20 protein-coding genes are annotated in these 17,048 nt (G+C 68.2%); 14 read left to right on the forward strand and 6 right to left on the reverse strand.

The annotated features are described in order from the left end of the window. Positions 1-7: 7 nt before the first annotated feature. The gene (locus WS89_RS26330; RefSeq protein WP_059794671.1) at positions 8-1,342 is read right to left on the reverse strand and encodes an MFS transporter; all 1,335 of its coding nucleotides are present in this window, start codon (positions 1,340-1,342) and stop codon (positions 8-10) included. A gap of 323 nt (positions 1,343-1,665) precedes the next feature. Here WS89_RS26330 and WS89_RS26335 point away from each other — a divergent pair, with 323 nt between their 5' ends. The 3 genes from WS89_RS26335 (at position 1,666) to WS89_RS26345 (ending at position 3,901) form a co-directional block, all read left to right on the forward strand. Next, entirely contained in the window at positions 1,666-2,949 is a 1,284-nt protein-coding gene (locus WS89_RS26335) for an aromatic ring-hydroxylating oxygenase subunit alpha (protein WP_059794673.1), read from the forward strand. Beyond that, positions 2,946-3,449, forward strand: a complete 504-nt coding sequence (locus WS89_RS26340) for an aromatic-ring-hydroxylating dioxygenase subunit beta (protein ID WP_059794675.1) — start codon at positions 2,946-2,948, stop codon at positions 3,447-3,449. Before WS89_RS26335 ends, WS89_RS26340 begins: the two co-directional genes overlap by 4 nt. A 65-nt stretch (positions 3,450-3,514) precedes the next feature. Next, entirely contained in the window at positions 3,515-3,901 is a 387-nt protein-coding gene (locus tag WS89_RS26345; protein ID WP_059784481.1) for a tautomerase family protein, read from the forward strand. A gap of 44 nt (positions 3,902-3,945) precedes the next feature. Here the strand turns inward: WS89_RS26345 and WS89_RS26350 are convergent, their stop codons facing one another. Beyond that, positions 3,946-5,499: a sensor histidine kinase gene (locus WS89_RS26350; protein WP_059794678.1), complete on the reverse strand. Its 1,554-nt coding sequence runs from the start codon at positions 5,497-5,499 to the stop codon at positions 3,946-3,948. 177 nt (positions 5,500-5,676) lie between these two features. Between WS89_RS26350 and WS89_RS26355 the strand changes: the two genes are divergently transcribed. The 5 genes from WS89_RS26355 to WS89_RS26375 all read left to right on the forward strand — a co-directional run bounded on the left by WS89_RS26355 (position 5,677) and on the right by WS89_RS26375 (position 9,838). Beyond that, positions 5,677-6,870: an acyl-CoA dehydrogenase family protein gene (locus WS89_RS26355; protein WP_059794687.1), complete on the forward strand. Its 1,194-nt coding sequence runs from the start codon at positions 5,677-5,679 to the stop codon at positions 6,868-6,870. A gap of 102 nt (positions 6,871-6,972) precedes the next feature. Then, positions 6,973-7,350 carry a hypothetical protein gene (locus WS89_RS26360; RefSeq protein WP_034205439.1) on the forward strand — a complete coding sequence of 126 codons (378 nt, stop codon included), beginning with the start codon at positions 6,973-6,975 and terminating at the stop codon, positions 7,348-7,350. 8 nt (positions 7,351-7,358) lie between these two features. Further along, positions 7,359-7,880: a nuclear transport factor 2 family protein gene (locus WS89_RS26365; RefSeq protein ID WP_059794690.1), complete on the forward strand. Its 522-nt coding sequence runs from the start codon at positions 7,359-7,361 to the stop codon at positions 7,878-7,880. A 31-nt stretch (positions 7,881-7,911) separates the two neighbouring features. Then, positions 7,912-9,036 carry an amidase gene (locus WS89_RS26370; protein ID WP_059794693.1) on the forward strand — a complete coding sequence of 375 codons (1,125 nt, stop codon included), beginning with the start codon at positions 7,912-7,914 and terminating at the stop codon, positions 9,034-9,036. Positions 9,037-9,094: 58 nt separating this feature from the next. Further along, positions 9,095-9,838: an SDR family NAD(P)-dependent oxidoreductase gene (locus tag WS89_RS26375; RefSeq protein WP_059794699.1), complete on the forward strand. Its 744-nt coding sequence runs from the start codon at positions 9,095-9,097 to the stop codon at positions 9,836-9,838. A gap of 12 nt (positions 9,839-9,850) precedes the next feature. On the opposite strand, the gene WS89_RS26380 is transcribed toward WS89_RS26375, so the two are convergent. Next, the gene (locus WS89_RS26380; RefSeq protein WP_034205443.1) at positions 9,851-10,483 is read right to left on the reverse strand and encodes a response regulator transcription factor; all 633 of its coding nucleotides are present in this window, start codon (positions 10,481-10,483) and stop codon (positions 9,851-9,853) included. A gap of 356 nt (positions 10,484-10,839) precedes the next feature. Between WS89_RS26380 and hpaC the strand changes: the two genes are divergently transcribed. Then, positions 10,840-11,385, forward strand: a complete 546-nt coding sequence (gene hpaC, locus WS89_RS26385; protein WP_059784499.1) for a 4-hydroxyphenylacetate 3-monooxygenase, reductase component — start codon at positions 10,840-10,842, stop codon at positions 11,383-11,385. Positions 11,386-11,424: 39 nt separating this feature from the next. Here hpaC and WS89_RS26390 read toward each other — a convergent pair whose 3' ends face one another. After that, positions 11,425-12,675 carry a YbfB/YjiJ family MFS transporter gene (locus WS89_RS26390; RefSeq protein ID WP_059794701.1) on the reverse strand — a complete coding sequence of 417 codons (1,251 nt, stop codon included), beginning with the start codon at positions 12,673-12,675 and terminating at the stop codon, positions 11,425-11,427. Positions 12,676-12,797: 122 nt separating this feature from the next. After that, on the reverse strand, positions 12,798-13,343 hold the full coding sequence (locus WS89_RS26395) for an RBBP9/YdeN family alpha/beta hydrolase (protein WP_059794702.1): 546 nt from the start codon (positions 13,341-13,343) through the stop codon (positions 12,798-12,800). A gap of 115 nt (positions 13,344-13,458) precedes the next feature. On the opposite strand from WS89_RS26395, the gene WS89_RS26400 reads away from it, so the two are divergent. The 3 genes from WS89_RS26400 (at position 13,459) to WS89_RS26410 (ending at position 15,448) form a co-directional block, all read left to right on the forward strand. Next, positions 13,459-13,914, forward strand: a complete 456-nt coding sequence (locus tag WS89_RS26400; protein ID WP_059794705.1) for an Lrp/AsnC family transcriptional regulator — start codon at positions 13,459-13,461, stop codon at positions 13,912-13,914. Positions 13,915-14,313: 399 nt separating this feature from the next. Beyond that, complete coding sequence (locus WS89_RS34750; RefSeq protein ID WP_006479692.1) at positions 14,314-14,436, forward strand: hypothetical protein; 123 nt, start codon at positions 14,314-14,316, stop codon at positions 14,434-14,436. 58 nt (positions 14,437-14,494) lie between these two features. After that, entirely contained in the window at positions 14,495-15,448 is a 954-nt protein-coding gene (locus tag WS89_RS26410) for a hypothetical protein (protein ID WP_059794707.1), read from the forward strand. A gap of 16 nt (positions 15,449-15,464) precedes the next feature. Here the strand turns inward: WS89_RS26410 and WS89_RS26415 are convergent, their stop codons facing one another. After that, positions 15,465-15,974 carry a GNAT family N-acetyltransferase gene (locus WS89_RS26415; protein ID WP_059794710.1) on the reverse strand — a complete coding sequence of 170 codons (510 nt, stop codon included), beginning with the start codon at positions 15,972-15,974 and terminating at the stop codon, positions 15,465-15,467. Between the two features lie 402 nt (positions 15,975-16,376). Between WS89_RS26415 and WS89_RS26420 the strand changes: the two genes are divergently transcribed. Then, entirely contained in the window at positions 16,377-16,709 is a 333-nt protein-coding gene (locus WS89_RS26420) for a type II toxin-antitoxin system RelE/ParE family toxin (RefSeq protein ID WP_059794713.1), read from the forward strand. Then, the gene (locus tag WS89_RS26425; RefSeq protein WP_034205450.1) at positions 16,706-17,035 is read left to right on the forward strand and encodes a helix-turn-helix domain-containing transcriptional regulator; all 330 of its coding nucleotides are present in this window, start codon (positions 16,706-16,708) and stop codon (positions 17,033-17,035) included. The genes WS89_RS26420 and WS89_RS26425 overlap by 4 nt, the downstream gene beginning before the upstream one ends. Positions 17,036-17,048: the final 13 nt, after the last annotated feature.

Below are 17,048 nucleotides of genomic sequence, written 5' to 3' on the forward strand. Positions count from 1 at the left end.
GCGGCGGTCAGCGCGATCGGGCTGCATCGCGCATCGCCTTCGTATGGGTTTCCGGCGCGATGCAGGTCGCGACGATCGTGATCGCGCCGAGGATCACGAGATAGACGACGATCGGCGTCGCGCTACGGTAATGCGCGAGCAGCGCGGTCGCGATCACGGGCGACAGTCCGCCGCCGAGCACCGATGCGATCTCGCGGCCGATGCCGAGCCCCGAGAAGCGCAGGTGCACGGGCAGCAGCTCGCTGATGAGCGCCGGCTGCGCGCCTTCGAGGATGCCGATCGCGACGCTGTTGGCCAGGATCAGCGCAACGATCACGTGCGAGAACGTGTGCGACTGCAGCAGCGCGAAATACGGATACGCGACCAGCACCACGGCGACGGCGCCGAGCAGATAGACGGGCTTGCGGCCGATCCGATCGGTCAGGCTGCCCGCGAGCAGCGTCACCGGAATCATCAGCAGCATCGAGATCACGAGCCCGCTCAGCAGCCACGATGCGTCGAGGCCGATGAACTTGCCGTACGCGAGCGAGAACGCGAAGAACAGGTACGACACCGCGCCTTCGCCGAAGCGCAGCCCGAACACGGTCAGCACTTCGCGCGGGCATTCGCGCAACACGTCGACGAGCGGCGTCGCGCTGGCCCGCTGCGCCGAGCGCGCTTCGGCGAATGCCGCGCTTTCGCCGATCGAGCGGCGCATCCACAGGCCGAAGCCGACCAGCACGACGCTCGCGAGGAACGGGATGCGCCAGCCCCAGCGCTCGATGTCGGCCGCCGGCAACTGCTGCACGAGCAGGAACGCGGCAGTCGACAGCACGAAGCCGAACGCCGCGCCGCACGGGCTCCATGCGGCTAGCGCGCCGCGCCGATCGGCCGGTGCATTCTCGTGGATCAGCAGGATGCTGCCGCTCCATTCGCCGCCGGCGGCGAGCCCCTGCAGCACGCGCAGCAGCACGAGCGCGACGGGCGCGGCGATGCCGATCTCGCGATAGGTCGGCAACAGCCCCATCCCGACTGTCGCCGCGCCCATCGTCAACATGGTCAGCATCATCACGGTCTTGCGGCCGTATCGATCGCCGATGTGCCCGCACAGCAGGCCGCCGATCGGGCGCGCGACGAAGCCGACCGTGAATCCGCCGAACGCGGCGATCGTGCCGGTCAGCGGATCGCTGCCGACCGGAAAGAACAGCTTGCCGAACAACAGCGCGGCGGCCGTCCCGTACAGGAAGAAGTCGTACCATTCGAGTGCCTGCCCGAGCACGGCGGTCATGACCGCACGTCGGACCGAGCTGGTGCTGCGGGAAACGGGCAACGTAACCGCTGATGGGGGCGCTGGTGAGTTCATGGGGAGCCAGGAATAAGTTTAGTTGTCCTGTCTGTCTGGTATCGACCGACAGGTCCGCGATCGAATCTGTTCACTGCGTCGGAACCACGATAAGAGCGCAGCCGGATGCGGTCAAATTCCCGCCAAAAATGGCGCTCATGAATCGCATGCATGTGCGCGCCACGCTGCGAGGCACTCGTCTAATTATCCATACGGCTTATTTGATTGCATTTTTTAGATCAATTTGACGGATGCAATCGCGACGACGAAACTGGTTCCGCTGTCCGCACGAGGTCCGCCCGACCGGCCTTGCACTTCCTCGCGACTCTTTCCCCACGACGACGATGAGCGACATTTCCTACCAGACGATCGACACCCGCGCGTTGCATGGTCTCGCGCAGCCCGACCGCATCGCGCCCGCGCTGTATCACGACCCCGCGCTGTTCGAGGCCGAACTCGACCGCATCTTCTACCGCACCTGGATCTGGGTCGCGCACGAGAGCGAACTGCCGAATCCGGGCGACTTCGTCACGACGACGATCGGTCGCCAGCCGGTGATCGTTGTGCGCGACAAGACCGGCGAAATCAACGTGCTGCAGAACCGCTGCCGCCATCGCGGCGCGACCGTGTGCGAAGCGCACAAGGGCAACGCGAAGGGTTTCACGTGCCCGTATCACAGCTGGTCGTATGCGCTCGACGGCACGCTGCGCGCGCTGCCGTACGGCGACGGCTACGAAGGCGTGTGCGACAAAGGCGACCTGCCGCTCGTGAAGCTGCGCGTCGGCGTGTATCAGGGGTTGGTGTTCGCGAGCTTCAACGAGGCGATCGAGCCGCTCGAGGATTTCCTCGGCGGCGCGAAGCCGTGGATCGACCTGTTCATGAAACAGGGCGCCGGCTACCCGATCAAGGCGAACGGCGAGCACAAGTTCAAGTTCAAGGGCAACTGGAAGATCCAGCTCGAGAACACCACCGACCTCTACCACTTCCCGGTCGTGCACAAGTCGTGGATGAAGTCGATCGACGACGAGACGGCCGCCGCGATCACGAGCTTCATGACGAGCGAGGACGCGTTCTGCCGCGCGCTCGGCAACGGCCACAGCCTCGCGGTGCTGATGCCCGAGCTGATCGATCTCGACGAGGACGACGGCGCGCCGCTGCCCGAACGCTTCGCATCGCTCGCCGCGAAGCTCGCCGAGCGCCATGCGCCGGACGAAGTGCGCCGCATCGTGCGCTCGCTGATGGGCGTCGGCTTCAACCTGAACCTGTTCCCGAACCTCGCGCTGTCGATGGCGTTCTTCCGCGTGCTGCGGCCGATCTCCGCGCACGAGACCGAGATCCGCCACGTCGCGCTCGCGATGGACGGCGGCCCCGACGAAGCGAACCGCGAGCGGCTGCGCATTCACGAGCACTTCCAGGGCCCGTTCGGCTTCGGCAGCCCCGACGACGCGGAAGCGTGGGAGCGCGTGCAGCGCGGCGCGCACGCAGGCCCCGACGTGCCGATCCTCGTGAATCGCGGGCTGAACCGCGAGACGACCGCCGCGAACGGCGAAAAGACCGCGCATGCGACCGACGAGACCGGCATGCGCGAGGCCTACCGGCAATGGCGCAACATGATGGAGCAGCAATGATGGACGACCGCAACGCCCTTTTCTCCGAGCAGACCTTCGCCCGCGCAGTCGAATTCGTGTGGCGCGAAGCGGAGATGCTCGACCGCCGCGACTACCGCGCGTGGCTCGACCTGTGGGATCCGGCCGGCCACTACGTGGTGCCGATCGATCCCGACACGACCGATTTCGCGGCGACGCTGAACTACGTGTTCGACGACCGCGACATGCGCGAGAAGCGCGTGCAGCGGATGGTGTCCGGCTATTCGGCATCGGCCGCCGATGCGGCGCGCACGGTGCGCACCGTGTCGCGCTTCACGCTGGAAAGCAGCGGCGCCGACACCGTCGAGCTGAAATCGGCGCAGGTCGTCGTCGCGTACAAGCGCGGCGTCGCGACGCTGTTCGCGGCCGACGTCACGCACAAGCTGCACGTCGATGCCGACGGCGAGATGCGTATCGCCGAGAAAGTCGTGCGCCTGATCGACTCGACCGAAGCGCTCAGCGCGATCGGCTTCCTGCTGTAAGCCGTGGCCGGTTCGCCGTCGCCGACACAACGGTGAACCGGCCACCTTCACCTTTCCGGACGACCATGCCCACACTCGAAGTTTTCCTGCCGGCCGGCCACGACGACGCGCGCAAGGCCGAACTGATCGCCCGACTCAGCAACGCGACCGTCGACGCGATCGGCGCACCGATCGAATCGGTGCGCGTGCTGCTCACCGAATTGCCCGCCACGCATATCGGCCTCGGCGGCCGCAGCGCCGCGGACGGCGCGCCGCCGTCGCTGCCGGTGATCGTCGCGATCCTGATCGCCGGCCGCACCGACGAACAGAAACGCGCGCTGATCGCCGCGCTGTCCGACGCGGGCGCGACCGTGCTCGACGCGCCGCTGCACGCGACGCGCGTGATCGTCAAGGACATTCCGAACACGGACTTCGGCATCGGCGGCCAGACCGCGCGGGCGCTGGGGCGCTGACCATGCACCGCGAGTCGCCGCCCCGCCGTGATGCGACGCAGCCGCTAGGCGGGCGCGTCGGCGAGCGGCAGCGTCACGCGGCAGTCGAGCCCGCCGCCCGCGGCCGGGCTCGCGGCGAGCCGCCCGCCGTGGCGCGCGACGATGCTCTTGCACAGCGACAACCCGATCCCGTTGCCGCCGACCTTCGACGACGAGAAGCCGTCGAACAGCCGGTCGTGCGCGCCGGCTTCGATGCCCGGGCCATTGTCGATCGCCCGCAACTCCGCGTGGCCGGCCACGTTCGCGGTGCCGAGCGTCAGCGTGCGCGGCACGGGCTCGCAACTGGCGAACGCCTCGATCGCATTGAACGCGAGATTCAGGATCACCTGCCCGATCAGCACGCGCTCGCAGCGGATCGGCAGCGGCGCGTCGGCCTGCACGATCGCGACCGTCACGCAGGCCTCCTTCGCGCGCAGCTCGATGAAGTACGCGACATCCGCGAGGATGTCGCGCAGGTCGGCCCGCACGACGACCGGTTCGCGCTTCACGACGAATTCGCGCACGCTCTTGATGATCAGCGCCGCATGCTCGGCCTGTCGGTCCGCACTGCGCAGCCCCCAGATCGCGTCGTCGACGGCGCCGTTGCCGTTCAGCCGCCGCACCGCGCCTTCGATGAAATTGCGCACGGCCGCGAGCGGCTGGCTCAGCTCGTGCGCGATCACGGTCGCCATCTCGCCCATCGCGTTGTAGCGGCCCGCGTATTCGAGCATCCGCGCCTCGGCGCGGCGCGCGTCCTCGATCGCGACTTCGTCGCTCACGTCGCGGAACTGCACGAGCAGCCCGTCGAGATCGTCTTCGATCTCGACCTGCCGGCACAGGATGCGCAGCCAGCACGCCGAGCCGTCGCGCCGCACGATCCGGTAGCGCTGCGGCGCGGACGGATGCGCCGACGGCGCATCGCGCAACTGCGCGACGAGCCGGTCGCGATCGGCCGCGCAGCAGTAGTCGAGCACTTCGCCGAGCGGCTCGTCGGGCGCGAGCCCGAGCACGCGGCGGCCCGACTCGCTGATGAACTGCACGCCGCCGTGCGGCGTCACGACCGCGATGCCCTCGTCGAGATCCTGCATGAACTCGCGCAGCCGCGCCTCGTAGCGGCGCAACTGCTGGCGAACCGCCTCCTCCGCGCTGATGTCGCGGAACTGCACCATCACGACGTCGCGCCCGCGCAGCGGCACGTAGGTCGCGGTAGCCTCGGACAGCATGTCGACGCCCGTGCGCGATCGATAGCACCATTCGTACACCTGCGGCCCGTCCGCGCGCGCACGATCCCATGCGCTCACCGCGATCTCGCGCCGGTACTTCGGCTCGGGGCGCGTCATGTCCGGCGCCTTCAGCGGCAGCAGTTCCTCGACGGAAAAACCGAGCGCGATGCACGCCGCGCGATTCGCCCATACGATCGCCCGGGTGCGCGCGTCGTGCAGCAGCACGCACGTGGTCAGCGCGTCGAGCAGCCGGTGGAAATCGTCTTCGTCGGGAAAACTCATGATCGGATTCGGAGGAAGGCGCGCGGCGTCGCGCGGCCGGAAACCCAACATAGCACCGGCGTGCGCCGATCGCATCTGAAGATTTCTTTAGGCCGGCACGGAGCGTCACCAGTCGCGCGGCCCAACGCACCAATTGCTGCGTGTTTTCGGCGTTTCTAGACTAGGGTCTGTTTGCATATGAAACGCACATGCGAATGCCCGAAATCGCCCCCGCAACCGACACGGACATCGCCCCATTCCCAGGAGACTTTCATGCCGCAAGCCGCCCTCGCCATCGAATCCGCACCGGCCTCGCCGCCTGCGTCCAGTCCCGCGGTCGGGCAGTCGTCGCCGCTCGACGCGGTGATCGAAACCGTCGCCGCTCGACGCGAGGAATTCGAGCGGCTGTCGCACGTGCCGCGCGACGTCATCGCACTGTTCAAGCAGGCCGGCATCTATCGCGCGGGCACGCCGCGCCGCTTCGGCGGCGACGCGCTCGCGCCGACTGCGTTCCTCGACACGATCGAACGGATCGCGACCGCCGACGGCTCGGCCGCGTGGGTCGCGAGCTTCGGCTCCGCGAACGTCTACCTTGCCGCGCTGCCGCTCGCGACCCAGGCCGAGCTGTACGCGAGCGGCCCCGACCAGGTGTTCGCGGGCGGCCTCTTCCCGGTGCAGCCCGCGCTGGCCGCGCCGGGCGGCTGGCGCGTGAACGGCACGTGGAAATTCGCGAGCGGCTGCAAGGGCGCCGACTGGCTCGGCGTCGGCATCGCCGTGCCGGGCGCGCAGGACGCCGCACCGAACAAGCCGCGCACGGCCGTGTTCCGCGCCGCCGACGTCGAGATCGTCGAGAACTGGAGCGTGGTCGGCATGCAGGGCACCGGCAGCCACGACCTGCGCGTGAACGACCGCTTCGTGCCCGAAGCGTGGACCTTCGTGCGCGGCGGCGAGCCGACCGTCGACGAGCCGCTGTACCGCTACCCGACCGTCGCGTATGCGGCGCAGGTGCTGGCCGTCGTCAATCTCGGCCTCGCGCGCGCGGCGCTCGACGTCGTGAACCGCATGTCCGGCGGCCGCCAGACGACGACCGGCGCGCCGCGTCTCGCCGATCGCGCGTATTTCCGCATCGAGCTCGCGAAGGCCGAGGCGCAACTGCGCTCGGCGCGCGCGTTCTTCTACGACGCGACCGACTCGGTCTGGCAATCGATCCTCGCCGGCAATCCGGTGACGCCCGACCAGGTCAGCCTGCTGCGGCTCGCGGCCACGCAGATCGCCCGCGAAGGCGCGAGCGTCGTCGAGCGCACGTACCGCCTCGGCGGCACGGCGGCGATCTATCGCACGCATCCGCTGCAGCGGCTGCTGCGAGACGCGATGGTCGTCACGCAGCACGCGTTCCTCGCCGAAGGCAACTTCGACGGCGCGGGCGCGGTGTTTACCGGCGTCACGCCGTTTCCCGGCTATCTGTGACCCGCATCGACCGACGCCTTTGACGAATACGCATGAAGCCGGACCCGACACGCCGTCGCTGGCCAGCTCATGCACCCGACCGATTCCTCTGGAGAACCCGATATGTCCGATTCGAATCCGCTGCCGCTGCGCGTGCTGTTCTGCTGCGGCGTGTCGCAGAATTTCTTCGACCTGCCGCGCGAGCGGATCGGCGAAGTGTGGCAGGCGTACGGCGCGATGCTCGCGGCCGTCGAAGCGATGCCCGGCGTGCGCGTGCTCGGCGTGATGGACGACGACCGCCTCGTGGTCGGCCAGGCCGACGGCGCGCCGTGGACCTTCTACATCATGGCCGACGTCGCCGATTTCGACACGACGGTCGCCGTGTGCAACCTGTACCGCACGACGCCCGTCGGCGAATACAACCTGTGGCGCTACGGCAAGATCGAGGCACGCGTGGGCCGCGCGCTGACCGTACCGCCGGCCGCGCAGCCCGCGGCGTGAGGCGCGCGATGACCGATCCGTCACCTGTCGCGATCGACGCGCTCGCACGGCGTGTCGCAGCGCTCGACGCCGAGCGCGCGGTGCGTGCGACGCTCGCGCGCTACATGGCGCTGTGCGACGTGCCCGAAGAGGCCGGCGCCGGCCCGTCGCTGGCCGAGCTGTTCACGCCCGACGCCGTGTGGGAAGGCGTCGGCACGCAGTACGCGCGGAAGTTCGGCCGCGTCGAAGGCGCCGCTGCGATCGTCGCGATGCTCGGCCGCTATCTGCCGCCCGATCCGCATTTCGCGGCGAACCTGCACTTCCTGACGTCGGAGTCGATCGAGATCGGCGCCGGCCACGCAAGCGCGCGCGGCCGCTGGATCATGCTGCAGGCGTCGCGCTATGCGGACGGCTCGGCCGAACTGATCGCCGCGCGGCTGACCGTCGATTTCGCGCCGGCCGCCGACGGCGCCGCCTGGCTGATCCGCCATTTCCGCACCGAGCGCGTGCTCGACGGCCCGTGGCCGCTCGCCGCCGCGCCACGGTCCTGATGTTTCCCGCTGCTTTCGCACGATACCGACCATGACAGGCTTCATCGACACTTTCACGCTAGGCGGCCCCGGCCCGACGATCGCGATCAAGGACACGATCGACGTTGCCGGCCATCCGACCCGCGCGGCGAGCCGCGCGCTCGCCGATGCGCCGCCGGCCGGACGACACGCGGACGTAGTCCGCCTGCTGCTCGACGCCGGCTGGCAGATCGCCGGCAAGGCGAACATGCACGAACTCGCGTTCGGCATGACCGGCATCAACGACTACACGGGCACGCCCGTCAATCCGCAGGACGCCACGCGCATTCCGGGCGGCTCGTCGAGCGGCTCCGCGTCGCTCGTCGGGCTCGGCGCCGTCGACGCGGCGCTCGGCACCGATACCGGCGGCTCGATTCGTGGGCCAGCCGCGTGCTGCGGCGTGGCCGGGCTGAAACCGACCTTCGACCGCGTGTCGCGACGCGGCGTCGCGCCCGCCGACACGACGCTCGATTGCGTCGGGCCGTTCGCCCGCGAGATCCGCACGCTGGTTGCGGCGATGGCCGCGATCGCGCCCGGCTTCGACCGTGCGCAGGCAGCGGCATGCGCAGCCGGCTGCACGGTCGCGCAACTCGCCGTCGAAGCCGATCCGGCGATCGCCGCCGCGCTCGACGCGGCGGTTCGCGCGTCGGGCCTGCGCTCGCACACGATCGTGCTCGATGAAATGCCGGCTGCATTCGCGGCGGGGCTCACCGTGATCAACGCGGAAACGTCGCGCGCGTTCGGCCATCTGATCGAAACGGGCCGGCTCGGCGCCGATCTCGACGCGCGGCTGCGCACGGCCGCGACGACGACACCGGCCGCGCTCGCGGAAGCCGAAGCCGTGCGCGCACGCTTCACGGCCCAGGTCGATGCCGCGCTCGAACATGCGGACGTGCTGGTGCTGCCGACGTTGCCCGCGTTGCCGATCACGCTGCAGCAAGCGCGCGACGGCGTATCGGTCATCGCGATGTCGTCGTTGATCCGGCCGTTCAACCTCAGCGGCCATCCGGCGCTCAGCTTGCCGCTGCCGCTCGCCGGTTCGCCGTTGAAGGCCGGCTTGCAGATCGTCGGACGCAAGGGCGCGGACGAACGGGTCTGCGCGATCGCGGCACACTTCGAAGCGGCGCTGGCCGCATGAACCACGATACGGGCGCCGCTTTCGCCGGCGTGCGCCCTCGAACCACGGGATCCATACCATGTCACACCGAGTCGTCCTCGTCACCGGCGCCGCGCGCGGGCTCGGCGCCGTCATCGCCGAACGCTTCCATGCGGCCGGCTATCGCGTCGCGCTGGCCGACATCGCCGCCGACGCCCTTCACGCACATGCGCGCGAACTCGATCCGAGCGGCGAACGCGCGATCGCGTTGCCGCTCGACGTCACGTCGAAACGCGATTTCGAAGCGGCGCGCGATGCGCTCGTCGCGCGCTGGGGCATGGTCGACGTGCTCGTCAACAACGCGGGCGCATCGAAGGTCGTGCCGGCAATGGAAATCACCGCCGAGCAGTTCGACCAGGTGATCGACGTGAACCTGCGCAGCGTGCTGTTCGGCTGTCAGGTGTTCGGCCAATACTTCGCGCAGCGCGGCGCCGGCCGCATCGTCAACATCGCGTCGCTCGCCGGGCAGAACGGCGGCTCGGCGACGGGCGCGCACTATGCGGCCGCGAAAGGCGGCACGCTGACGCTGACCAAGGTGTTCGCACGCGATCTCGCCGCGCACGGCGTTACCGTCAACGCGATCTCGCCGGGGCCGCTCGATCTGCCGATCGTGTACGAAAGCGTCGCGCCCGAAAAACTGCGCCAGGTGCTCGCGAGCCTGCCGGGCGGCAAGCTCGGGTCGGCCGGTTTCGTCGCGGATGCCGCCGTGCTGCTCGCGTCGGGCGACGCGCATTTCGCGAACGGCGCATGCTGGGACATCAACGGCGGGCTGTACATGCGCTGAACGCGCCGAACCTTATCGCGACGATTCCGCGTCGTCGCCCCACACGACCATCACGTCGCGCACCAGCGCGGCGATCGACGTCGCGCCGAGCTTCTCCTTGATGCTCGCGCGATGCACGTCGACGGTCTTCACGCTGATCGACAGATCCGAGGCGATCTGCTTGCTGCCCTTGCCGTCCACGACGCCGCGCAGCACTTCCTTCTCGCGCGCGGTCAGCGCATCGAGCCGCTGGCGCAGCTCGCGGTGGCGCTGGCTCACCGCGTGCCGCTGCTGCGCGAGCCGCAGCGCACGCTGCACACGCTCGAGCATCTGCTGCGAGTTGTACGGCTTCTCGACGAAATCGATCGCCCCGTTCTGCAGCGCGCGCACCGACATCGGAATGTCGCCGTGCCCGCTGACGAAGATCACCGGCAGCGTCGCGCCGCGCGCATTCAGTTCGGCCTGCACGTCGAAGCCGCTTTTCTCCGGCATGCGCACGTCGAGCACGAGGCAGGCGGGCAGGTTCACGTCGAAGCGCGCGAGAAAGTCGGCGGCGTTCGCGAAGCCCTCGGACGCGATGCCGACCGATTCGAGCAACCACGCGAGCGACGTCCGCATGCCGCCGTCGTCGTCGACGATGTATACGATCGGTGCGGGTGACGTCATCGCGGGGGTCTCGCTGAATATCGGTATCGGTATCGCACGCGCCGCACGGAAGGCCGGTGGCCGGCGTGTCGCGCGCGTCGTTCGCGTGGGGGATGTGCGGCACATCATAACGAGCCGAAAACCCGCTGAAAACCCCTGCACGTGCCGCACGAACGCGCAATCGCGGTTTTTTTCGCGCGCGGCGACGCGCAGCTAGGTAGAACCTTTAGACGCGTTGGCAGGAACGCCATCCCGATCGTCAATCGTGCGAATGGTCGGCCGCATTTTCGCGACGTACGCTTGGGTCATCGTCGGCGATCCGTCGCTGCGCTCGCCGCGCTGCGCCGTTCGCCGCTTTCGTCCACTCAGGAGCGCCCATGTCTTCCACGACCGATATCCCGCGCCCGGCGCGCGTCGAACCGACCGACGCGCAGAAGGCCTTCCGCCAGGCGATGGCCCACCTCGGCGCGGCCGTCAACGTGATCACCACCGCGGGGCCGCACGGCCGCTGCGGGATCACCGCGAGCGCCGTATGCTCCGTCACCGATGCGCCGCCCACGCTGCTCGTGTGCCTGAACCGGTCGAGTGCGATGCATGCGACCTTCGAGCGCAATCGTCAGGTCTGCATCAACGTGCTGCCGGCCGAGCACGAGCTGCTCGCGCGACACTTCGCGGGGCTCACCGACCTGCCGATGGAACAGCGCTTCGAGCTACCCGTGTGGGATCGTGGCGAACGGGACGTGCCGGTGCTGCGCGATGCGCTCGCGAGCCTGCAGGGCACCATCGCGGAGATGAAGGAAGTGGGCTCGCATTCGGTGATGTTCATCGAGGCGACGTCGATCCGCGTGCGCGACGACGGCGACAGCCTCATCTACTTCAGCCGCGCGTTTCATCGCGTATCGCGCACCGCATGCGTGCGGTAACGATGCCGGCACGCGGCACGGCATGCGCGTTCGAGCGGACTACGCGGACGCCCGCAGCGCGCGCTGCCCTGCCGCGAATGCAGCGCCCGCGAACAGCGTCAGCGCGGAATACACGAGCCCGCGTGCGAGCCCCGCACTGTCCGACACCCAACCGATCGCGACCGGCCCCGCGATCTGCCCGAACGCGAAGACCGTCGTGAATGCGCTGATGCCCTTCGCCCAGCCGTCGGGCGGCAGGTTGTGCCGCACGAAGGCCGTCGTGGAGGCAACCGCCGACAGGAACGTCGCGCCGAACAGCAAGCCCGACGCGAATGCGGCCGCCGGATGCACGAACAGCGCGGGCATCAGCGTCGCGACGCCGAGCAGCGCGTTGAGCACGGCGAGCGCCTGGCCGCCGCGCATCCGGTCGAGCAGCCCCGACCACAGCCGCGCCGACACGACGGTCGCGACGCCGAGCATCACGTAGAACGCGGCAACGACCGTGCCGCTCATCCCCGCACCACGCAGCAGCGCGACGATGAACGTCATGTAGCCGATATAGCCGACGCCGAACAGGCCGTAGCCGGCCAGCGCGAGTGCGAAGCGCGCGGGGCTCGCGGTCGCTGCCGGTTTCGCGCCGTCGCCCTGCCTGCCCGGCGCCGCATGTCCGTGCTCGATGCGGCGCGCGGCCGACACGGCCACCGCCGAGAACAGCACGCACGCGACCGCGAGTGCGAACCACGCCGGCTGCCAGCCGTGTACACGGTGCGCGAGCGTCGCCGGCACGAGCAGCGACGACGCGACGATGCCCCATCCGGTGCCGCCGTAATAGAGGCCGAGCAGCAGCCCTGCGTCGCGCGGCGCTGCGGATGCGAGCCGCGCGGCCAGCACGCCGCCGCTGATGAAGATCGACGCGCTGCCGATACCCGTCGCCAGCCGCTGCGCGAGCAGCGCGTGCATGTCCGACGTGAGCCCGCCCGCGGCCATCAGCACGGCGGTCAACACACAGCCGGCCGCGAGCAGCGTGCCCGCGCGCCAGCGGCGCGACAGCAGCGGAAAGGCAAGCGCACCGATCAGGTAGCCGGCCGCATTCGCCGTGTTCAGCGCGCCGGCCTGCGCGAACGTCCAGCCGAGATCGGCCTTCATCGGCGGCAGCAGCAGCGCATACGAAAAGCGCGCGAGGCCGAGCGCGATCGCGCTGCCGAGCGACAGACGGATTGCGAGCCGCCACGCGGCCATGCGGCCGGGATCGGTTGCGCCGGCGTCCGGCCGCGAGCGGCCGGCACGCTCCGGTTGCGGCACTGCGCGCATCGGGAGTGTCTCCATCGTTGTTCGATTCCGGGGCTTTCGCCGCCGTCGGTCGATCATACTTGAGCCGCCGTGAAACCGGCATGCGCTGCCGGCAAAAACCCGCCAGCCGACGCTGGCACGCACTACCGCCCGAGTCCGGCCACGAATGCCTCGAACAGCGCGCGCCCTTCGGGCCATCCGCCCAACTCCGACGCCGCGTTCAGATGGCCGCGTGCGCCAAGCAGAAGCGGCGTCGCGCCCCGCTCCGCGACCCATTCCAGTGCGCGCCCCGACGGATCGTACGGATCGTCCGTGCTCGCGATCGCCAGCACCGGCATGCGCCCGAACCGACCGCTCGGCAGGTTCGCGAACGCGGCGGCGGCAACCGGAAAGCGCGGCCCTGCCGGATCGGGCACGGCCACGAGAAACGCGCCGCGCACCGGGCGCGCCGAAACCGCATGCCAATACGCGAACAACAAGCAGCCCAGCGAATGACCAATCACGAGCGGGGGCGCCGCCGCGCTCGCCACGGCCGCGTCCAGCGCCGCTGTCCAGTCGGCCAGGTCGGGCGCATCCCACGAAGCCGGCGCGATACGCGCGGCGCCGGGAAACATCGTCTCCCAATGACTCTGCCAATGATCCGGTCCCGAATTGCCGATACCCGGCACGATCACGATCGCCTGATCCATCACGCCCTCCGTCAACGAAAAGCCAGAGTGTGAGCACGCGCCGGCCGGCACGGAATGGCAAGTCATCGGTTATTGAGACAAAATGCCGATGAATCAACGGTACCGGAGGACCGTCATGCCGGATGAAGTACTGGATCGCCTGGATCTTGCGATCCTCGAAGCGCTGCAGGAGAACGCGCGAACGCCGTTATCGGAGGTGGGCAGGCGCATCGGGCTGTCGCAGCCCGCGACCTCGGAGCGCGTCAAGCGGCTGGAAGAACGCGGCATCATCGCCGGCTACGGCGCACGGATCGATCCGGCGGCGCTGGGGTTGGGCATGATGGCCATCATCCGGCTCAAAACGACTCACGAGCACATCAAACCGGCGCTGCACACGTTCGCCGAGATGCCGCATGTCATCGAAGTCCACCGCATGACCGGCGACGACTGCTTTCTGCTGAAGGTGCTGGTGCCGACACCGGGCCAGCTCGAAACCCTCATCGATGCGATTGCCCGCTTCGGCGCGGTCACGACTTCGCTGGTGCTGCGCTCCGAACCGACCAAAGCGATCGGAAAGGCGTTGCTGGGATGACGTGCGGATCGGCTGCATGACACATGAATCGGCGGACCGGTTCGAGCGCCGGGCGATCACGCGCGCGGTTTTCGCGAATGACATAAAGCGCAGCAATCCGGGCAATTGAATTCAAATTAAAAATAACCGAATTGATTTCGCCGATCCGAATTTCTTCAAATAAAAAAATGATGCGCGATCTGTCGCTCGTTTTATCCGGTTTTTCCAATATTTGAACCGCAAATGATTCATGTTTAGCACGTCACGGCTAAAAACATTGCAACGCATTGCATTCGAAAAATCATCAGACTAATATCGACGCCACTCGTCCGGCATTCACGAAATCCCGAACGAGGAGCGGCAATATTTTTTGCCGCGCTTTCATGTTGAATCACTCATGTTCACCACAGGAGAATTGACATGCAGGAAACTCAGCAGATCGAATTGCTTGACTGGATGCAGGAAGACACGCACCCCGAGGCCGTCGACATGATGGTCGAGGACGCCGTGGTGCCGTTCGGCACCGCGCTCTGGCCGGTCTGAGCGGGCCACCCGTTCTCGCGGAAGGGCCGCGGCCCTTCCGCCGCTTCCGGAGATACGCATGCTGAACCTGCACCGCGCGCTCGGCTTTCACCCGGCGCTGCGCGACAAGCTGGCACGCGGCGAATCGGGAAAACTGCTGGTCGGCTACGACACCCGCAATCGCGACGTCGCGTTGCGCGCCTTTTCCGCCCTGCCCGACTCACTCGCCGCGACCACCCTCTGCCTCGAAAGCACCCCGCCCGCCGACATCGCCGCCGCGCTCGTCGACGCCGACCTGTTCGTGCTGCTGTACGACTCGTCGTGCCTGCCGACGCCGTCGCCGAGCGGGCCGCCGTTCCTCGCCGCGATCCGCCCCGCGATCGTCGAGCACTGGAGCAAGTCGGTTTTGTTCAAGGATTACGGCCCGCATCTCGACGAGGCGTTCGCCGAATCGCTCGACGACATCGCCGCACGCAACGGCCGGCTGATCGAGGCCGCCGCGCGCGCATCGCAGATCCGCTTCGTCGACGAAGCCGGCAACGCGCTGACGGGCTCGCTCGCGCCCGACCAGAAATGGACGAGCGTGGACGGCATGGGCAACCTCGACGTCGTGCCCGGCGAGATCGCGACGCACGTGACCGACCTCAACGGCTCGGTCGTATTCAGCGGCACGTTTCTCGGCACCGTGCCGTTCGCGATCAAGTACAAGGTGGCCGAGCGGCTCGCCACGCTGCATGTCGAACACAGCATGATCGTCGATTTCGACACCGACGATGCGGGCTTCCGGCGCGATTTCTCGACCTATCTCGATCGGCACGCGAATCACCGGCGGATCGAGGAATTCGGCATCGGCACGAACCTCGGCATACGCGGCCTGTACGGCCGCAACGCGGGGTTCGAGGAACGCCACCCGGGGCTGCATCTGGGGCTTGGCGGCGGCGAAAACGGCAGCCACCATCTCGACCTGATCTTCGCGCGCGGCACGCTCGCGTTCGACGAACGGATCGTGTTCGACGGCGCGTTCGCCGTCTGACGCAGCGGCGGATTGCTCAGGCTTCGGCGGCCACCGCGTCGCCGAGCCACTTGAACATCACGAAGCAGTCGACGAAGCCGAGCCGCGCGTGACGATATGCGCGCGGCAACCGGCCGACGATCTCGAATCCCAGCTTCTGCCACAGCGCGACCGCGACCTCGTTCGTCGCAACCACCGAATTGAACTGCATCGCGAGAAAACCACGCTCGCGCGCCACCTGCTGCGAGTGCTCGCACATCAGGCGCGCGACGCCGCGTCCGCGCGCGGCCTCGCTCACCATGTAGCCGCAGTTGCTCACGTGCTTGCCGGGGCCGGCCGCGTTCGCCTTCAGGTAATACGAGCCGAGCACCACGCCGTCCTCCTCGGCGATCCACGTGCAGAGCGGCGCGTCGAGCCACAATGCGCGTGCCGCTTCCGGTGTCGGGTCGGGATCGAATGCGTAGGTTTCCTGAGCAGCGACGATGGCGCGGTAGGTCGGCCAGAAACGCGCGAAATCGTCGTCGGTCATCGGGCGGATCGTGATCATGCGGGGGCTCTCTTGAAGGTGATGTCGACAGGCAAGTCAGGCAAACGAGCGATCGTACCGCGATTCATCGCGGGTCGCGTGCTCGCCGCGCCGCGCTGCGCCGCACCGCGATACGCGCCCGGCGGCACGCCGTGTCAGCGCGTGGACGCCTGCGAAAAGCTGGACGGATCGCCGAAGCCGAGCCGCTCGGCCGCGGCGCGCGCCCCTTCATCGCACCATCGATACCGGCCGTTTGGCCGAATCGTTACGCGCCATACCGGATGAAAAAATGATCGTCGGCCGGGAAGCGAGCGCCATGCCCTGACATCCCGAGCCATGGAGACGCCGCATGCGCGTCGGCCACCCAGCCATTGCGATGCGAACGTCTCGCTCCATTTACTTATTTGTAGTTTATAAGTTACAATGCCTTCCAGGTTCGAACTGCTTCGCTATCAGCGCGACGACGGTCGCGAGCCTTTCACCGAATGGCTGAACGCCGTGCGTGACAAGCTCGCGCAGGCACGAATCCGCGAACGCCTGCGCCGTGTGCAGGCCGGCAATTTCGGCGGCTGCGAGCCGGTCGGCGAAGCCGTGATCGAACTGCGCGTCCATGTCGGCGCCGGCTACCGCGTGTATTTCGGTCGGCACGGCAGCGCCTTGGTGTTGCTGCTGTCCGGCGGCGACAAGGCCAGTCAGTCCGACGACATCAGGCGCGCCAAGGAACACTGGTCGAACTGGAAACGGAGGCAAACATGAACAAGCTCAAAGGCGCGGTATCGCACCACGACGCGGAAGTCGCCGAACTCGGCGCCGATCGCGAGCTCGCGGTCGCCTATCTGCGCGTCGCGATGGAATCGCTCGACGATCCGGAGAACCGCGCGGCCGGGCTGCTCGCGCTGCGCACGGTCGCGGAAGCGTACGGCGGGCTCGGCGCCGTCGCGGCCGAGGCCGGCATCAGCCGCGAATCGCTGTATCGCACGCTGTCCCCGAGCGGCAACCCGACGCTGAAAACCCTGCTCGCGGTGCTCAAGACCGTCGGCCTGCGCCTGTCCGTCGTTCCCGCGCAGCCGTCGCACGCTTGAGGGCCGCACGTCA

This window comes from Burkholderia sp. MSMB1072, from assembly GCF_001524725.1.
Taxonomy (GTDB): Bacteria; Pseudomonadota; Gammaproteobacteria; order Burkholderiales; family Burkholderiaceae; genus Burkholderia.

Bases quoted from the DNA above. Each gene is read 5' to 3' on its own strand.
- WS89_RS26330 (WP_059794671.1), bottom strand. From the start codon at position 1,342: ATGAACTCACCAGCGCCCCCATCAGCGGTTACGTTGCCCGTTTCCCGC.
- WS89_RS26335 (WP_059794673.1), top strand. From the start codon at position 1,666: ATGAGCGACATTTCCTACCAGACGATCGACACCCGCGCGTTGCATGGT.
- WS89_RS26340 (WP_059794675.1), top strand. From the start codon at position 2,946: ATGATGGACGACCGCAACGCCCTTTTCTCCGAGCAGACCTTCGCCCGC.
- WS89_RS26345 (WP_059784481.1), top strand. From the start codon at position 3,515: ATGCCCACACTCGAAGTTTTCCTGCCGGCCGGCCACGACGACGCGCGC.
- WS89_RS26350 (WP_059794678.1), bottom strand. From the start codon at position 5,499: ATGCGATCGGCGCACGCCGGTGCTATGTTGGGTTTCCGGCCGCGCGAC.
- WS89_RS26355 (WP_059794687.1), top strand. From the start codon at position 5,677: ATGCCGCAAGCCGCCCTCGCCATCGAATCCGCACCGGCCTCGCCGCCT.
- WS89_RS26360 (WP_034205439.1), top strand. From the start codon at position 6,973: ATGTCCGATTCGAATCCGCTGCCGCTGCGCGTGCTGTTCTGCTGCGGC.
- WS89_RS26365 (WP_059794690.1), top strand. From the start codon at position 7,359: ATGACCGATCCGTCACCTGTCGCGATCGACGCGCTCGCACGGCGTGTC.
- WS89_RS26370 (WP_059794693.1), top strand. From the start codon at position 7,912: ATGACAGGCTTCATCGACACTTTCACGCTAGGCGGCCCCGGCCCGACG.
- WS89_RS26375 (WP_059794699.1), top strand. From the start codon at position 9,095: ATGTCACACCGAGTCGTCCTCGTCACCGGCGCCGCGCGCGGGCTCGGC.
- WS89_RS26380 (WP_034205443.1), bottom strand. From the start codon at position 10,483: ATGACGTCACCCGCACCGATCGTATACATCGTCGACGACGACGGCGGC.
- hpaC (WP_059784499.1), top strand. From the start codon at position 10,840: ATGTCTTCCACGACCGATATCCCGCGCCCGGCGCGCGTCGAACCGACC.
- WS89_RS26390 (WP_059794701.1), bottom strand. From the start codon at position 12,675: ATGCGCGCAGTGCCGCAACCGGAGCGTGCCGGCCGCTCGCGGCCGGAC.
- WS89_RS26395 (WP_059794702.1), bottom strand. From the start codon at position 13,343: ATGGATCAGGCGATCGTGATCGTGCCGGGTATCGGCAATTCGGGACCG.
- WS89_RS26400 (WP_059794705.1), top strand. From the start codon at position 13,459: ATGCCGGATGAAGTACTGGATCGCCTGGATCTTGCGATCCTCGAAGCG.
- WS89_RS34750 (WP_006479692.1), top strand. From the start codon at position 14,314: ATGCAGGAAACTCAGCAGATCGAATTGCTTGACTGGATGCAGGAAGAC.
- WS89_RS26410 (WP_059794707.1), top strand. From the start codon at position 14,495: ATGCTGAACCTGCACCGCGCGCTCGGCTTTCACCCGGCGCTGCGCGAC.
- WS89_RS26415 (WP_059794710.1), bottom strand. From the start codon at position 15,974: ATGATCACGATCCGCCCGATGACCGACGACGATTTCGCGCGTTTCTGG.
- WS89_RS26420 (WP_059794713.1), top strand. From the start codon at position 16,377: ATGCCTTCCAGGTTCGAACTGCTTCGCTATCAGCGCGACGACGGTCGC.
- WS89_RS26425 (WP_034205450.1), top strand. From the start codon at position 16,706: ATGAACAAGCTCAAAGGCGCGGTATCGCACCACGACGCGGAAGTCGCC.